The following is a 14,486-nucleotide window of genomic DNA, read 5'->3' on the forward strand; positions in this document are numbered from 1 at the left end:
GGCTGCGTTTTTTTTAAAAGCGCTGTTTGCTATTTCTTCAGTACAATCTTGCGCATCATCCGTTGGCCATCAATCACGACTTCAAGGAAATAAACACCGTTGGCCCATGTATTTCCGTTAAGCGTAAACTGCTGGTTACCCGCATCGCGTTTTCCAGAATATATTTTCTGCACCAGGCCTCCTTTTGCATCATACACATTCACCGCCACTGTTGCTGTTTGCGGCAGGCGCAATGCCACCGACAGCTCGTTGCTGAATGGGTTAGGCGATACCTGCAGGCCTACTTTTGTTTCCAGTTCAATGGGTGCATCTTTTACCTTGTTGGTCATACCAGCGCCCACCATATTGCCCACATAATAAGGCCGCATCATTTCATGGTCTTCATGCGATAGAATATGGCAGTGCCATGCATATTCGCCGGCGCGGTCAAACCGTGCAATCACCCTTGTTACCTGGCCTGAATACAATACATAAGTGTCCTTCCATCCTGCTTCACCCGCGGTTGACCACGTAGGCTCACCCACTAGTGTAACACCTGTTGGCTTGCCCGTTTCAGCATCGATGGTGGCTGCAGTAAACTCCTGCCTGTTGATCAGCAACATGGTTACCAGGTGCAGGTGAATGGGATGCGCATCTTCGGTTTCATTGTATATCTCCCAAATTTCGGTACTGTTCAACGCAGGGTTTTCGGTTACCGGGTCATCGTATTTCAATGCGCCATGCTCCATTGTGCCCAGCATCGGCATCAGCCTGCCGTATTGATCCATGCCTTCAAATAAAATCAGCTTGCGCCGCACCGTTTCATCGTTATAAGGCAGCATTTGTATGGGCGTACGCAAACTGGCCGGCAGCGCCGCTTTCGGGATCTTTGTGTTCAGCTGTTTCGATACCCGGAACGCCATCACCTTGCCTGCCGTGGCAGGATCTACAGCATCGCCATTGGGAAAAGGCGTAGCCGCATCGTTGTGCACAATAATCGTTTGGCCCTGCCAACCCGAGAAGTCGATCACCACATCTCTACGTTCACCGGGGCCAATCAGCATTTGCTGCAGCGGCACCGGAGCAGGCAGCAAACCATTGTCGGTGCCAATTTGTGTAAAGCCTTGTGCATTTGACAAGAACAAATTGTAAAACCGCGAGTCAGACCCATTGAGCATACGGAACCGGTACGGCCTGGGCTCCACCTCCAGCACCGGCCAGATGGCGCCATTGACCAAAATAAAATCACCGAAAAACTCGGGGAGGATGCTGGGCGTTGGCGCACCCGGTTCCTCTGGTGTAGCCGGATAATACAATTGCCCGTCGGATGTAAACATACGGTCCTGTATGGCCAGGCCTATATCGTATGGCCCCGAAGGAATCTTTTGCTGCGCCTGCAATTCCGCTTCGCGGTCATCGGTAAGCAAGTAAAAACCGGCAAGCCCCGCATACACGTTCAGCCGCGTAATGCCCATTGCATGATCGTGGTACCACAGCGTGGCCGCATCCTGGTCGTTGCTGTATTCGTAAGGCTGGTACTGGCCTTTTTTAAAGTCGGGGCCTGTGCGTGTAAAATTGGGTGTGTACCATGCTTCGGGCAGTCCATCGCTGGCCGATTCGGTATGTCCGCCGTGCAAATGGGTAACCACGGGCACACCAAATTGTTGCCAGTTGGGCACGCCGTGCAGCGCCCAGTTGATGGACGCATCCAGGGGCAGCAAATGCGGCAGCGGGCGGTTGCCCTGCATTAATTTGTTTTGGTAAAAAACATGCACCGGCACATCCTTTTTGGCCACAATAGTAGGCCCGGGATACGACCGTTCGTAACCCCATACGGTTGTCTTTAGCGGCTTATGTTTGTTGCGCGGGTCTCTAAGTCCAAGCTGTTGATCAAACTGGCTGATCTGAAGGGTCAGCGTTTTTCCACTGGTGGCATCAATCACTGCGGGGATAGGCAATGGCGTTTCAAACTGCGGTTGCGTTTTGGGATCGAGCAGCACCTGGGCCACTACTATGCCGGGGAGTAATACTGCCCCTAGCATCACTAAATGGTTCGATTTCATAATGGCAGTTATTTAGGTAATAGATGTATAAAAATTACAATACATATTATCCTAATACAAGTGACCAAAGTCGCCCGAACCAGTGACGCAGGTTATGTATGGCAGCATGCAAAAACAGCGCACACAATAATGGTGAATATCAATTTTATGCACGCATGGGCTCGTTGCACCATGCTGCTGCTATTGATAAAAAAACATTTTGCAGGCATAGAATAGGTACCAAATCAAATGCTGCGTATATGACGCAGCATTTGATTTGGTACCGTAAAAAGGCAGTAGCTTATTTAGCACTGGTTACAGCACATTGCGCTGTTGCAATGCTGCCTGCAATTGCTCCGGGCTTTCAAACCGGATGCTGGGAATGCCCATAGCTTCTGCGGCTTTGATGTTGCGCAGGTTATCGTCGATAAATAAGGTTTCTTCGGGTTGCAGGCCGTAGCGATCAAGCAGTACTTTGTAAAACTCGGGTGCAGGCTTGCGCATCTTTTCCTCGCCACTCACTACACGGCCATCAAACCAGTGCAGAAACTCGTAGCGCTCCAATGCAATAGGAAACAGCTCGGCACTCCAGTTGGTGAGTGCATAAAATTTGTAGCGGCCTGCTTCTTTCATTTGGCGGAACAATTCAACCGAGCCTTCAATAGCACCGCCGAGCATTTCCGTCCAGCGGCCGTAATAAGCTTCAATTTCTGTTTTCCATTCGGGGTGTTTTGCCGCCAGTTCGGTAGTGGCTTCTGCAATCAGGCGGCCGGCATCCTGCTCCTCGTTCCAATCGGAAGTGCAGATGTTGGCAAAAAAATATTTGCGGCGTTCTTCGTCTTCAATCACCTTTTCAAATACATAGGCCGGGTTCCAGTCGATGAGCACATTACCGAGGTCGAATATGATGGCTTTGGGAAGCATATTTTTGATTTACGAATTACGATTGACGATTTTAGATTGGGGTTACAAAGAAACAAAGAGCCGCAAGAATACAATCATTTTGTTTTGGTAACCCTTGATCGTACATCCAAAATCGTCAATCGTCAATCCCCTCATCTTTTCTCTAGCAGCCACCACTGGCGGCGGCGCGGTTTTACTTTGTAGTTTGCCTGTATGTATTTGTAAATATGATCCATTGCTTCGCCCACATCATCGGTGAGCAGCACCAGTTTCAGGTCTTCTTCAGAAATGGTTTTCTTTTCGGCCATCATTGCCATCACTTCCATCAGCGGTTCGTAAAACTCTTTGCCAAACAACACAATGGGAAAACCATGAATGGTTTTTGTTTGCACCAGCGTTAGCGTTTCAAACAGCTCATCCATGGTGCCAAAGCCGCCGGGCATGATGATGAATGCGTATGAATATTTTACCAAAATAGTTTTACGCGTAAAAAAATATTCAAACGTCATGGAGCGCTGCACATAAGGGTTGCCGCTTTGTTCAAAAGGCAGGCGGATATTGCAGCCCACCGACATGCCGCCGGCTTCAAATGCGCCGCGGTTGGCGGCTTCCATAATGCCGGGGCCACCGCCTGTCATGGTAGTAAAGCCAATGCCGGCAATGCGTTTGCCAAACTCCCGGGCACATTCATACCACTTGTCGTCTTCTTTAAACCGCGCCGACCCAAACACAGTAATGCAGGGCCCCACAAAATGCAGGGTGCGAAAAGCAAGGATCAACTCGCGGAAAACTTTCCATGCAAACCTCAGTTCGTAGCCGCGGCTCTTGGGTCCTTCGAGGTACACGTGCTCTTTGGGCGGAATGATAGGGTCGTATTTTTTTACAGCCATAATGGTAAAATAAGATGCTCCGAAAAATACAGTTTATGCAAATGTAAAGCCGCTTTATTTGGGAGTATATTGCAAGCCGCATTTGGTCAATCGTCAATCGTCAATCGTCAATCGTCAATCGTCAATCGTCAATCGACCATAGACCATAGACCTTGTACAAGTTACAACCATTCTTTTTCCATGAAGATCATTTCGTACAACGTAAACGGCCTGCGTGCCGCAATGAAAAAAGGTTTTGCCGAATGGCTGCAAACACACCCGGCCGATGTGGTGTGCATTCAGGAAGCCAAGGCGCAGCAAACCGATGTGGATGCTTCTGTGTTTCGTGATCTTGGATACAACGATTACTGGTTTTGTGCACAGAAAAAAGGATACAGCGGCGTTACTGTTTTTTCTAAAATAGAACCCGATGCCGTGCAGTGCGGCACCGGCCACGAAGTAAGCGACAGCGAAGGCCGCGTGATACAATTGCAGTTTGGAAAACTGCGCCTGATCAATGCCTATTTCCCATCGGGCACGGCTGGCGATGTGCGCCAAACTTATAAGTACCAGTGGCTCGATGAAATGTATGATTACCTGCAACACCTGCGGCAATCGGAACCCAACATCATCCTGTGCGGCGACTATAATATTGCCCACCGCGAAATAGACATCCACGACCCGAAAGGCAATAAAAAGAACAGTGGCTTTTTGCCTGAGGAACGGGCATGGATGGACAAACTATACAGCAACGGATGGGTGGATGCATTCAGATGTATGCGCCCCGATGAGGCGCACCGCTACAGTTGGTGGAGCCAGCGCTTTCCAAGTGTGCGGCAGCAAAACAAAGGCTGGCGTATTGACTATATTTCGGTAACCGAACCGCTGCAGCCACACATCAAAGAAGCAGACATTTACCCAGATATTAAACACAGCGATCACTGCCCGGTGTATATGGATATTGCGGTTGATGGCGGCGGTTTGTAGTAAGTTCAATAAGTTTAATTTGTTCAATAGGTTCAATGCTGTAAAACATTTTAAACTTATTGAACCAATTGAACTTTATTGAACGCATTGAACAAACCCAAACCCTACCACAATGATCATTTACAACATTACCACCAAAGTGCATAGCGCCATAGCAACAAACTGGCTGCAGTGGATGCAAACCGAACATATACCTGAAGTAATGGCCACTGGCTGTTTTACTGAATTTAAAATAGTGCGGCTGCTGGAGGCGGACGACAGCGAAGGCCCAACATACGCTGTGCAATACCATGCAGCCGATTTGGAAACGTTGCAACGTTACAGGCAGCAACATGCGCCGGCCCTTGCCGCAGCGGCATTCGACCGTTGGGGTGATGGTTTTATTTCTTTTCGCTCAGTAATGCAAGTGATTTCTTAAATAGCAGCAGGCTGTAAAAACAACGGCGTCAAACGCGGGCCCCACCTGCATTTGGTGCAACATCAATTAAGCAAACACAGGCGGGGCAAGGGTTTGAGCCAATGCATGGAAAATACCGCAATACAACAAAACAAGCCCACACCGGCAAAACCTTTATCCCGCAAGGGTTTTGCCTTATATAAGCATTTTGCAGCATGATGAAATTTATTTTGCTGCTCTAAAAAACCGGCTATTTTTGTTGCACTCAATTTTAAAAAAACCACTATGAACAAAGCTGAATTGATAGCCAAGATCTCCGAAGACGCTGGCATCACCAAGACCCAGGCGAACGAAGCGCTGGATTCTTTTGTGGAAGCCGTAACTAAAACCCTGAAAGGCAATGGTAAAGTAACATTGGTAGGTTTTGGTACTTTCTCCGTATCCAAGCGTGCTGCCCGCAATGGCCGCAACCCGCAAACTGGCGAAGTGATTAAAATCAAAGCCCGCAAAGTGGCCCGCTTCAAAGCTGGGAAAGAGCTTGCCGGAAAACTCTAACCGCTGCATCAACCTCATTTCAGCTCCGTTTACCGCAGTGCGGCAAACGGAGCTTTTTTTATGTGCCGAATTTTAAGCAATTTGCACCCAAATCAATACAATCATGGGTAGAGGAGATAAAAAAACCAAAAAAGGAAAGATTTTCAAAGGTTCTTTTGGCAAGTCGCGTCCGACTTCGAAAAAGAAAAACCCCAATACAGCGCTGACCGCTGCCGCTCAGGGATAATAGCGGGTTTTAGAATATCGAATATGGAACAGACGAATGTTGAAGTTGAGTGATGAATTATTGATTATGGATTATTAATTATTGGGAACATTTACCCAATTCATAACTCATAATTCATCATTCATAATTTTCCTTCGTCATTCAACATTCCTTGTTCCTTGTTCGATATTCTTTCCTTACTTCATCTGTTAAGCATTCCTTGTTCGTCTGTTTGCCATTTCCTACGGTGACAGGCGTTCAATTTTCCAGGAGCCGTTTTCCTGTAAAGTATATTGTATGCGGTCGTGCAGGCGGCTGGGCCGACCTTGCCAAAACTCCACCACCACGGGCTGCACCAGGTAACCACCCCAATGCGGCGGCCTTGGAATTTCGCCGCTGGCAAACTCCCTTTCTTTTTGTGTAAACTGTTCATCCAGCCACTCGCGGTTGGGCACCACGCTGCTTTGCTGCGAGGCCCATGCGCCTATGCGGCTGCCCGCAGGCCTTGAATGGAAATAGGCATCGCTTTCTGCTGCGGCCACTTTTTTTACCACGCCGGTAATACGCACCTGCCGCTCCAGCTCGGGCCAAAAAAACACGAGGCAGGCTTTTGGGTTTTCGGCCAGGTGCATGCCTTTAAAGCTGTTGTAGTTGGTAAAAAATACAAAGCCTTCAGGGGAAAAACCTTTGAGTAAAATAATGCGTGCTGCGGGCAACCCGTCGGCCGATGCGGTGGCCACCGTCATGGCATTGGGCTCTATCACCTCGCTGTTGAGCACCTGGTGCCACCAGGTACTGAATTGTGCAATGGGATCGGGGGCAACATCAGATTCGTGCAGGCTGAGGGCCGCGTAATCTTTGCGGATATCGGCTATGCTTGGCGTCATATGCAGTACAATAAAAGTGAGGCCTAAAGGTAAAGGCCCCGGTGTTTGGTGCATATGATTTTTAGCAACAACAACGGGAAGTAAAAAGCAAAAAGGCAACAATCAAAAGAGATGGCTTTATGCTTTCCTCTTTTGATTGTTACCTTTTGAATTTCTATTTAAAAATAATTTTCAGCCTTACGACTGCTTTTTTCCCAGGCCTTTGCTGCGGTCCCGCTCTTCCGCCATCAGGTTGAGCATGCTTTCCAGTTCGCCTATGCGGCGTAGTTCTTTTTGCAGCTTGCTCTGGCTTTCCGATACGCTTTGCGATTCGATCTGTGCGTCTTGAAGGTATTTGGTGCGCTTCATCAGTTGCTGGCGCTGTGCGTTGGCTTCGGCCAGCTTTTCCTCCGTCAGGTTCAGCTCCGACCGCAAACGGCGGTTTTCGCCCACCAGTTCTTCTATTTTATCCTGCTTACGCAGCAGGTCTTTGTGCAGTTGTTCGTAGCCCTGCTTCATGTCGTCCAGTTCCAGGCTCAGGCTGGTGGCCTTATTGGCCTGTGCTTCCAGCGAGGCAATTTTATTTTGCAGCAATTCAAACTCGCGGTACACTTCGTCGATGCGGCCGGCCATCTGTTGCGCCACGGTTTCCTGCTGCTTGGCGGCTTTCAGTTCCTGCTCTTTGCGCATCAGCGCCAGTTCCAGTTCTTCAATGCGCCCTTGCAGTTCGTCGTTCTCCTCCCTGTAGCTGTTGTTGCCTTCCGTTTCGCCCTGCAGTTCCTCCACCTTTTGCATCAGGTTTTCCAACGTTTGCTGCTGCATAAATAGGGTTTCCTTTAATCCAGCTACCGATGCGGTACCGGCCGGTGCAGGCGCTTCGTATTCCAGTGGCTCGGGCCACGAGACCGCCGCTTTTTTCAGGTTGGGTGCTGGCGTGCTGCGCTGCTGTGGCCGCTCTTGTTTGGTGGCTATTTTTTTTACTGCCTTTTCCTGCGGCAGCTTTACCGGCCGTTCGTAGGTGTTCATCATACGCCGCAATGACTTGCGGGTGGTGTAAACAAAATAGATGGCGCAGCCCAAAATAAGGATGCTGGCAGGCAGTATAATAACTTCGAGAAGGGACAGGTTAAACAAAATAAGGTACATGCAGGGTACTTAATTGCGCTTCAAACTACATATTTTTTAGTTATGAAAAAGCAAGCTGAGCAATATTTGCTTTTTGCAATTATAAATAAAGAAAAAACCCGCTGTTCCACCCGTATTTTACAGGTATCCAGCGGGTTAGATCGTTTATAATTTGGCGGGCGGCGGTTAGCCGTGCACCAGGGTGCCTACTTTTTCGCCGGTTACCACGTCTTTCAGGTTGCCGGGCTGGTTCATATCAAATACCACAATGGGCAGGTTGTTTTCCATGCACAGCGTAAATGCGGTCATGTCCATTACATTCAGTTTTTGCGTAATGCACTCCTGGAAAGTAATGGTGCCGTATTTGGTCGCGGTCGGATCTTTCTCGGGGTCGGCAGTGTAAATGCCATCCACACGGGTGCCTTTCAGGATCACATCGGCTTTTATTTCAATAGCCCGCAGGGAGCCTGCAGTATCGGTGGTAAAATAAGGATTGCCAGTGCCGGCGCCAAAGATCACCACGCGGCCTTTTTCGAGGTGGCGGATGGCGCGGCGGCGAATGTAAGGCTCCGCAATCTGCTCCATTTTAATGGCGCTTTGCAAGCGGGTGTACACGCCTACTTTTTCGAGGCCGGCCTGCAATGCCATGCCGTTAATAACGGTGGCCAGCATGCCCATATAATCGCCATGTGCCCGTTCAATGCCGGTTTCTGCTTCGTTCATACCGCGGTAAATGTTACCGCCACCAATTACCACTGCCACCTGTACGCCCAGTTCGGTAATGGATTTAATGTCGAGTGCATACTGGTTGATCACACCGGGGTCCATTCCAAAACTCTTATCACCCATCAGGCTTTCGCCGGAAAGTTTCAGCAGAATGCGTTTGTATTTAGGAAGCATAAAGTGGTTGAATTAAGTAAAATTTTGCAGCGCGGTGCGAAGATAATGGATTGAACAATGCCGCATGGACGTTGCTCCTTTTGCATGCAGTGCTTTTGCTTTTTACAGCGATATAATTACCCGATGGAGCGGGAATAAAAATCATGCAGCCAGCTTTATCAAAGTGGCTTACTTTGTTGCAGTGCTGTTCCATTTACTCAAACAATATTCCCGCCTGATGCTGCGCATTTATTGCCGCAGGCTGGTTATTAATAAACCTGAATATTTAAACCTGAAAGGGCCGGTGTTGTTCGCCGCCAACCATCCCAATTCTTTTTTGGATGGCATCATCCTCACCACGTTGATGCAAGGAAAACTGTACTCGCTGGCCCGCGGCGATGCATTTAAAGGCAAGTGGAATGGCCTGCTGCGGCGCCTGCGCCTGCTGCCTGTGTACCGCCCATCAGAAGGGGTGGAAAACCTGGCGCACAACTACACTACTTTTTCCGAATGCAGAAAGGTGTTTGAGCAGGGAAGCATGGTGCTTATTTTTAGTGAAGGCAAATGCGTAAATGAGTGGCACCTGCGGCCGCTGCGCAAGGGCACGGCCAGGCTGGCTATTTCGGCGTGGGATGCAGGCATTGATGTAACCGTTATACCGCTTGGGTTTAATTATAGTTCATTCAAAAAGTTTGGCAAGTCGGTGCACTTACTTTTTGGCGAACCACTCCAACGCAGTGCCATTACGGCACATGCGCAGGAAGGCCGGCAGCATTTTTATTTTAACCAGCAATTGCGCCAGCAGTTGGAGCAACTGGTGTATGAAATTCCGTTGGATGATGTGGCGCAGCAAACAAGCGTTTTTAACACCAATGCGCCCATTGTAAAAAAGGTTTTGCTTGCGCTGCCGGCGGCCGTTGCTGTTCTGTTGCACCTGCCTTTTTATTGGGTAGCTACGGCTGTTGCCGGCAGCTTTAAAGAAGTGGATCATTACGACAGCATACTGGTGGCGATGCTGCTGATATTTTACCCGCTGTACCTGTTGGCTGCTATTGGTATTGGCTGGTTCTTTATTGGGTCAAATGCATTGTGGTTGTTACTGTTGATGCCAGTGTGTGCATGGGCTTATGTGCAAATTAAACGCAGTTAAATTGCAAGGGCGCCTTTTAGCTATGTGCAAATTCATTGCATGATTCATTGAATAAACTTAGCTATCAAACAGGCATTTTGCTAATGCAAAAGGTTGCGCAATGCAGTTGGTGGGTGTATTGCATTTACGTAAAAGGAATTTTACTTTTATAGTAGTTGAACAATTGAACGCTGCGCTGCGGTTTTATCGTTAAATGCAAAGGCCTTGTTGCTAAGCCAATAGCTGCCTCTACCCTTCTCCATTCTTTTCGATTACCTATTCGATTCAAGAACTGAATCCTGTACCTGTTGCCTTTTATGCTTTCGAAAAAATCATGGTTTATGAAATATAAGCTGCTTTTGTTGTGGATGCTTATTGCGGCAATGCCTGCTACAGCACAACACGCCGACTCGCTGCTTTTACGCCAGCAAGCAAATCATTTTCTGCAAAAAGGCAAGCGGCAACACACGGCAGGTTGGGTGTTGCTGCCGGCAGGCGTGGTGGGCCTTATTGCTACCGCTTCAGCAGACGTTGCAGACGAAGTTTATGGAGAGGTGGTTGTGCCGCTGTTTACCGGTGGTCGGGAATCGTATGACTCAAGATCGTATACCGGCTATTATCTATTGTCGCTAGGCATGATTGGAACAGCCATTGGCTTTTTTGCGAGTGGCGATGAAAACAAGAAAAAGGCCCGCAGGGCAGGTGTTTCATTTAAAATGGAAACAGCACCCATCCAATACAAAGGCCTGCATGGGCAACAACATTTCCCGGCAGTAGGCGTGAAGGTTCCGTTGTAGCGAGGAGATCAGGGAATTTAGAGATTGCGGATTTCGGATTTTTATAGATGGTAGATAATACAATAGCCCCGGCATAAGCCGGGGCTATTGTATTATTGTTTAAAGCAAGTGCGGCAACTGGAATTATCCCAGCGCTACACGCTTGAATTCGATCACTTTCAGATCGCTGTCAACCGACTTCAGGTAATCGCCAACAGACTTGCTGTTGTCTTTTACATAAGCCTGTGCAGTGAGGGTGCTTTCTTTGAAGAATGCATTCAGTTTGCCTTCAGCAATTTTAGAAATCATTTCTTCGGGCTTGCCGGCCATTTTCGGATCGGCTTTCATTTGCTCCATTACGATGTCGCGTTCGCGGGTAACCACGTCGGCAGGAACCGAAGCAGCGTCAACGGCAACAGGGTTCATGGCAGCAATTTGCATCGCCACATCTTTACCAGCGTCGGCAGCTTCTTTGTTGAAGGCAACCAGCACGCCCATGCGGTAAGCACCGTGGATGTAAGAAGCTACATAAGGCGCTTCAACACGCTCATAACGGGCAATACCAATCTTCTCACCAATAGAAGCCAGTTTGTCGTTGATCAGGTCCGATACTTTACCACCGTTTACAGTGGCTTCGTTCAGTTCCTCGGCGCTTTTGGCGTCGGTGGCAACGGCTGCATCGGCAATGCTTTGTGCAAAGGCAACGAAGTCGGCGTTCTTGGAAACGAAGTCAGTTTCGCAGGAAATGGTGAGTACATAACCGATCTTGTTGTCGGCAGATGTACGGGCAATCACCACACCTTCTTTTGCTTCGCGGTCGCTGCGCTTGGCGGCAACCTTCTGGCCTTGCTTGCGCAGCCAGTCGATAGCAGCTTCAAAATCGCCGTTGGTTTCGGTAAGGGCCTTGCGGCAATCCATCATACCGGCACCGGTAGCCTGGCGCAGTTTATTGATATCCTGGGCTGTAATTTGTACAGTAGACATGGAAGTAAATTTGAAGATTTGAAAATGGGCACATGTGCAAATGGCGGGAACCGATAGCTTACATACTAACGGGTACCGGTATGCGCATGATGCCGAATAGTGTTATAAAAGCACAAGTGTGCGACGCAAGGGACGCCAAACCGGAGTTCTGCTGCCCACTACCACATCACACACTTGTTTTATAAAGAACTACTGAATAACGAAGTGTTGGGTTTGCACCCTGATTGCTCCGTTGGGAAACGGGAAGAATTATCTTCTGCCACCACCGCCACCAGGACGGCTGCCACCACCACGGTTGGCACCACCGCTACGGCCACGGCCCGGACCACCGGAACCTTGCTGTGCACCGCCACGGCCCTGACCAGCTCCCTGGCCAGCACCACGACCACCACGGCCACGGCCACCAGCTTCGGCTTGTGCTTCAGCCTCGAGGCGTGCTGCGCGACGTTCGTTTTCTTCGTCGTTTGCAGCGTCATCTCCGTCGATGTCTTTATCAGCCTGACGCTCGGCCAGACCTTCTGCAATAGCAGCAGTGATGTAGTTTGTAACGATTGCGATGGACTTGGTAGCATCATCGTTTGCAGGGATCGCAAAGTCTACCTTGTTGGGATCGCAGTTGGTATCAACAATACCAAAAGTGGAGATGCCCAGGCGTTTTGCTTCGGCCAGTGCGATGTGCTCGTGACCGATATCGATGATGAACAGTGCGGCCGGTACACGACCCAGTTGGGCGATACCACCGAGCACTTTTTCCATTTTGTCTTTATCGCGGGTAAGGGTCAGGCGCTCTTTCTTGGTGATTGAGTCGAATGAACCATCGCCCAGCATTTTTTCGATGCTCTGCATCTTCTTCACGCTCTTACGAACGGTGTTGAAGTTGGTAAGCATGCCACCCAGCCAACGCTCGGTAACATAAGGCATGTTCACACGCTGAGCGCATTCGGTAACGATGTCTTTAGCCTGTTTTTTGGTACCAACAAACAGGATTTTTTTACCGCTGCGTGCTACCTGTTTCAGGGCAGCTGCAGTTTCCTGCATGCACTCGGTGGTTTTGTTGAGGTCGATGATGTGAATGCCTTTCTTTTCAGCAAAGATGTAAGGCAACATCTTCGGGTTCCACTTCTTCTTCAGGTGACCGAAGTGTACACCTGCTTCGAGGAGTTGTTGTTGAAGGGAAGTATTTTGTTCCATGATTGTAGTTGAAATAAAATAATACAATGGTTGATAAGAGCTGCGAGTAGTGAGCTTCGAGTTTCGAGAAAACATCCCGCAGCCCGCAACTCTTGCCTCGAAGCCAGATTAACGTTTCGAGAACTGGTAGCTGCGACGCGCTTTTTTGTGACCGAATTTTTTACGTTCAACAGAACGGGGATCACGTTTCAGCAGGCCTGCTGCTTTCAGTGCAGGGCGAAACTCGGGGTTAACGTCGACCAGCACACGGGCAATACCCAGCATGGCGGCTTCTGCCTGACCTTTTACGCCACCGCCGGCAGCGTTGATCTTGATGTCGAATTTATCCAGTCCTTCCACAGCCTTCAGCGGACGCTCTACCTGGTTTTGCAGGTATACCAGCGGGAAGTACACTTTGTAGTCTTTATTGTTTACGGTGATGTTGCCGGAGCCTTTGGAAAGGAATACACGGGTAACCGCTTCCTTACGACGTCCTACACCATTCTTTTGCTTTTCCATGTTTGTATAAGCTTTGAGCTGTTAGCTGCAAGCTGCAAGCTTGTGGCTTGTAGCTTGTGGCTGGTAGCTGATTTTTTAGAATTTCAGTTCTTTAGGTTGCTGTGCAGTGTGCGGATGCTCGGCGCCGGGGTATACAAACAGCTTTTTGTACATCTGGCGGCCCAGGCGGTTTTTAGGCAGCATGCCTTTAACGGCACGCTCAATCAGCACCTCAGGACGACGCTTCAGCAGATCTTTTGCCAGCTCTTCTTTACGGCCGCCGGGGAAACCGGTAAAGCGGTCGTAAACTTTTTCTTCCATTTTGTTGCCGGTCAGTTTCACCTTGTCGGCATTGATTACGATGATGTAGTCGCCGGTGTCAACGTGAGGGGTGTAGTATGCCTTGTTCTTACCGCGCAGGATTGCGGCGATACGGGCACACATACGACCCACGGTTTGATTGGTACCGTCCACAACGTGCCAAGCCCGTTGTACGGTAGCCGCATTCGCATGCTTGGTTGTAAAATGTAGTTTGCTCATAAAAAAAGATAATGTTTTGCCACTGCCATCCCGGTGGCTTTTTAAAAAATGAGCCGCGAAGGTACAGGGCAGTTTTCAGTTGGCCCAAAAAATGGGGCACAATTTTACAGGTCACCTTTGTAATTGATTGATTTTTAATAAAATTTTTGCCTTAAAGTTTTCAACATGGGGTGGAAAGGGGAGTATTTAGAAGGATTTGGGGGCCGCGAAGGCAGGAAGACGAGAAGCGGCACGAAGATTTGATGCACTGCGTTGGGTATGGCGGCCTGGAACCAGTGGCGGCAAGAAAGTGTTTGATGTTGTCGGTTATACGACGGCGATCTACGGCGCCCGGGCAACGTTTTCTGTTGGCGGCATGGGGCCTTTCCATCAAGCTTACCATGGTCCCCGGGCCACGAACCTGAGGGGCTGCGCACTGCCCTTTTGCCCGATGCTTGCTGGTGGCAGGCATACCCTTACTATTCACGTACTATCCATTAAGTATCTATTTAGTATCGATCTATTATCTATTTACTGTTCGCTTACTTTCCACACAATTATCTTAAGGATGACAGCGCATATAAAAAGCGGTTGCTCTTGCTG

At 49.1% G+C, this 14,486-nt stretch carries 16 protein-coding genes; 6 read left to right on the forward strand and 10 right to left on the reverse strand.

What is annotated here, in order from left to right:
• Nucleotides 1-29 precede the first annotated feature (29 nt).
• The 3 genes from EPD17_RS01430 to EPD17_RS01440 all read right to left on the reverse strand — a co-directional run bounded on the left by EPD17_RS01430 (nucleotide 30) and on the right by EPD17_RS01440 (nucleotide 3,814).
• Nucleotides 30-2,042, reverse strand: a complete 2,013-nt coding sequence (locus EPD17_RS01430) for a multicopper oxidase domain-containing protein (RefSeq protein ID WP_132051152.1) — start codon at nucleotides 2,040-2,042, stop codon at nucleotides 30-32.
• Nucleotides 2,043-2,336: 294 nt separating this feature from the next.
• A complete protein-coding gene (locus tag EPD17_RS01435; protein ID WP_114235551.1) occupies nucleotides 2,337-2,945 on the reverse strand; it encodes an HAD family hydrolase in 609 nt (202 codons plus the stop codon).
• A 131-nt stretch (nucleotides 2,946-3,076) separates the two neighbouring features.
• Nucleotides 3,077-3,814, reverse strand: coding sequence for an LOG family protein (locus EPD17_RS01440; RefSeq protein WP_114235550.1), 738 nt, complete (start codon nucleotides 3,812-3,814; stop codon nucleotides 3,077-3,079).
• Between the two features lie 180 nt (nucleotides 3,815-3,994).
• On the opposite strand from EPD17_RS01440, the gene EPD17_RS01445 reads away from it, so the two are divergent.
• From EPD17_RS01445 to EPD17_RS01460, 4 genes are all read left to right on the forward strand, one after another.
• Entirely contained in the window at nucleotides 3,995-4,780 is a 786-nt protein-coding gene (locus tag EPD17_RS01445; protein WP_132051154.1) for an exodeoxyribonuclease III, read from the forward strand.
• Nucleotides 4,781-4,892: 112 nt separating this feature from the next.
• A complete protein-coding gene (locus tag EPD17_RS01450) occupies nucleotides 4,893-5,198 on the forward strand; it encodes a DUF4286 family protein (protein ID WP_132051156.1) in 306 nt (101 codons plus the stop codon).
• 264 nt (nucleotides 5,199-5,462) lie between these two features.
• Nucleotides 5,463-5,732: an HU family DNA-binding protein gene (locus EPD17_RS01455; RefSeq protein ID WP_114235546.1), complete on the forward strand. Its 270-nt coding sequence runs from the start codon at nucleotides 5,463-5,465 to the stop codon at nucleotides 5,730-5,732.
• Nucleotides 5,733-5,835: 103 nt separating this feature from the next.
• The gene (locus tag EPD17_RS01460) at nucleotides 5,836-5,958 is read left to right on the forward strand and encodes a 30S ribosomal protein THX (protein ID WP_132051158.1); all 123 of its coding nucleotides are present in this window, start codon (nucleotides 5,836-5,838) and stop codon (nucleotides 5,956-5,958) included.
• A gap of 221 nt (nucleotides 5,959-6,179) precedes the next feature.
• Here the strand turns inward: EPD17_RS01460 and pdxH are convergent, their stop codons facing one another.
• The 3 genes from pdxH to pyrH all read right to left on the reverse strand — a co-directional run bounded on the left by pdxH (nucleotide 6,180) and on the right by pyrH (nucleotide 8,828).
• Nucleotides 6,180-6,824: a pyridoxamine 5'-phosphate oxidase gene (gene pdxH, locus EPD17_RS01465; RefSeq protein ID WP_132051160.1), complete on the reverse strand. Its 645-nt coding sequence runs from the start codon at nucleotides 6,822-6,824 to the stop codon at nucleotides 6,180-6,182.
• A 177-nt stretch (nucleotides 6,825-7,001) separates the two neighbouring features.
• On the reverse strand, nucleotides 7,002-7,949 hold the full coding sequence (locus tag EPD17_RS01470) for a hypothetical protein (protein WP_132051162.1): 948 nt from the start codon (nucleotides 7,947-7,949) through the stop codon (nucleotides 7,002-7,004).
• A 165-nt stretch (nucleotides 7,950-8,114) separates the two neighbouring features.
• On the reverse strand, nucleotides 8,115-8,828 hold the full coding sequence (gene pyrH, locus EPD17_RS01475) for a UMP kinase (RefSeq protein ID WP_114235543.1): 714 nt from the start codon (nucleotides 8,826-8,828) through the stop codon (nucleotides 8,115-8,117).
• 64 nt (nucleotides 8,829-8,892) lie between these two features.
• On the opposite strand from pyrH, the gene EPD17_RS01480 reads away from it, so the two are divergent.
• Both EPD17_RS01480 and EPD17_RS01485 read left to right on the forward strand, forming a co-directional pair.
• The gene (locus tag EPD17_RS01480) at nucleotides 8,893-9,957 is read left to right on the forward strand and encodes a 1-acyl-sn-glycerol-3-phosphate acyltransferase (protein ID WP_132051164.1); all 1,065 of its coding nucleotides are present in this window, start codon (nucleotides 8,893-8,895) and stop codon (nucleotides 9,955-9,957) included.
• Nucleotides 9,958-10,277: 320 nt separating this feature from the next.
• Nucleotides 10,278-10,733: a hypothetical protein gene (locus tag EPD17_RS01485; RefSeq protein ID WP_132051166.1), complete on the forward strand. Its 456-nt coding sequence runs from the start codon at nucleotides 10,278-10,280 to the stop codon at nucleotides 10,731-10,733.
• Between the two features lie 123 nt (nucleotides 10,734-10,856).
• Here the strand turns inward: EPD17_RS01485 and tsf are convergent, their stop codons facing one another.
• From tsf to rplM, 4 genes are all read right to left on the reverse strand, one after another.
• Nucleotides 10,857-11,696, reverse strand: coding sequence for a translation elongation factor Ts (tsf, locus tag EPD17_RS01490; protein ID WP_132051168.1), 840 nt, complete (start codon nucleotides 11,694-11,696; stop codon nucleotides 10,857-10,859).
• Nucleotides 11,697-11,945: 249 nt separating this feature from the next.
• The gene (gene rpsB, locus EPD17_RS01495) at nucleotides 11,946-12,887 is read right to left on the reverse strand and encodes a 30S ribosomal protein S2 (RefSeq protein ID WP_114235538.1); all 942 of its coding nucleotides are present in this window, start codon (nucleotides 12,885-12,887) and stop codon (nucleotides 11,946-11,948) included.
• A gap of 108 nt (nucleotides 12,888-12,995) precedes the next feature.
• Complete coding sequence (gene rpsI, locus EPD17_RS01500) at nucleotides 12,996-13,385, reverse strand: 30S ribosomal protein S9 (RefSeq protein WP_114235537.1); 390 nt, start codon at nucleotides 13,383-13,385, stop codon at nucleotides 12,996-12,998.
• Nucleotides 13,386-13,460: 75 nt separating this feature from the next.
• Complete coding sequence (rplM, locus tag EPD17_RS01505; RefSeq protein ID WP_114235751.1) at nucleotides 13,461-13,904, reverse strand: 50S ribosomal protein L13; 444 nt, start codon at nucleotides 13,902-13,904, stop codon at nucleotides 13,461-13,463.
• Between the last annotated feature and the right edge of the window lie 582 nt (nucleotides 13,905-14,486).

It is taken from the genome of Pseudocnuella soli, assembly GCF_004347775.1.
GTDB classification, from domain to species: domain Bacteria; phylum Bacteroidota; class Bacteroidia; order Chitinophagales; family Chitinophagaceae; genus Flavisolibacter; species Flavisolibacter aquaticus.

Coding starts and splice junctions, on each gene's coding strand:
- EPD17_RS01430 (WP_132051152.1), bottom strand. CDS start 2,042: ATGAAATCGAACCATTTAGTGATGCTAGGGGCAGTATTACTCCCCGGC.
- EPD17_RS01435 (WP_114235551.1), bottom strand. CDS start 2,945: ATGCTTCCCAAAGCCATCATATTCGACCTCGGTAATGTGCTCATCGAC.
- EPD17_RS01440 (WP_114235550.1), bottom strand. CDS start 3,814: ATGGCTGTAAAAAAATACGACCCTATCATTCCGCCCAAAGAGCACGTG.
- EPD17_RS01445 (WP_132051154.1), top strand. CDS start 3,995: ATGAAGATCATTTCGTACAACGTAAACGGCCTGCGTGCCGCAATGAAA.
- EPD17_RS01450 (WP_132051156.1), top strand. CDS start 4,893: ATGATCATTTACAACATTACCACCAAAGTGCATAGCGCCATAGCAACA.
- EPD17_RS01455 (WP_114235546.1), top strand. CDS start 5,463: ATGAACAAAGCTGAATTGATAGCCAAGATCTCCGAAGACGCTGGCATC.
- EPD17_RS01460 (WP_132051158.1), top strand. CDS start 5,836: ATGGGTAGAGGAGATAAAAAAACCAAAAAAGGAAAGATTTTCAAAGGT.
- pdxH (WP_132051160.1), bottom strand. CDS start 6,824: ATGACGCCAAGCATAGCCGATATCCGCAAAGATTACGCGGCCCTCAGC.
- EPD17_RS01470 (WP_132051162.1), bottom strand. CDS start 7,949: ATGTACCTTATTTTGTTTAACCTGTCCCTTCTCGAAGTTATTATACTG.
- pyrH (WP_114235543.1), bottom strand. CDS start 8,828: ATGCTTCCTAAATACAAACGCATTCTGCTGAAACTTTCCGGCGAAAGC.
- EPD17_RS01480 (WP_132051164.1), top strand. CDS start 8,893: ATGGACGTTGCTCCTTTTGCATGCAGTGCTTTTGCTTTTTACAGCGAT.
- EPD17_RS01485 (WP_132051166.1), top strand. CDS start 10,278: ATGAAATATAAGCTGCTTTTGTTGTGGATGCTTATTGCGGCAATGCCT.
- tsf (WP_132051168.1), bottom strand. CDS start 11,696: ATGTCTACTGTACAAATTACAGCCCAGGATATCAATAAACTGCGCCAG.
- rpsB (WP_114235538.1), bottom strand. CDS start 12,887: ATGGAACAAAATACTTCCCTTCAACAACAACTCCTCGAAGCAGGTGTA.
- rpsI (WP_114235537.1), bottom strand. CDS start 13,385: ATGGAAAAGCAAAAGAATGGTGTAGGACGTCGTAAGGAAGCGGTTACC.
- rplM (WP_114235751.1), bottom strand. CDS start 13,904: ATGAGCAAACTACATTTTACAACCAAGCATGCGAATGCGGCTACCGTA.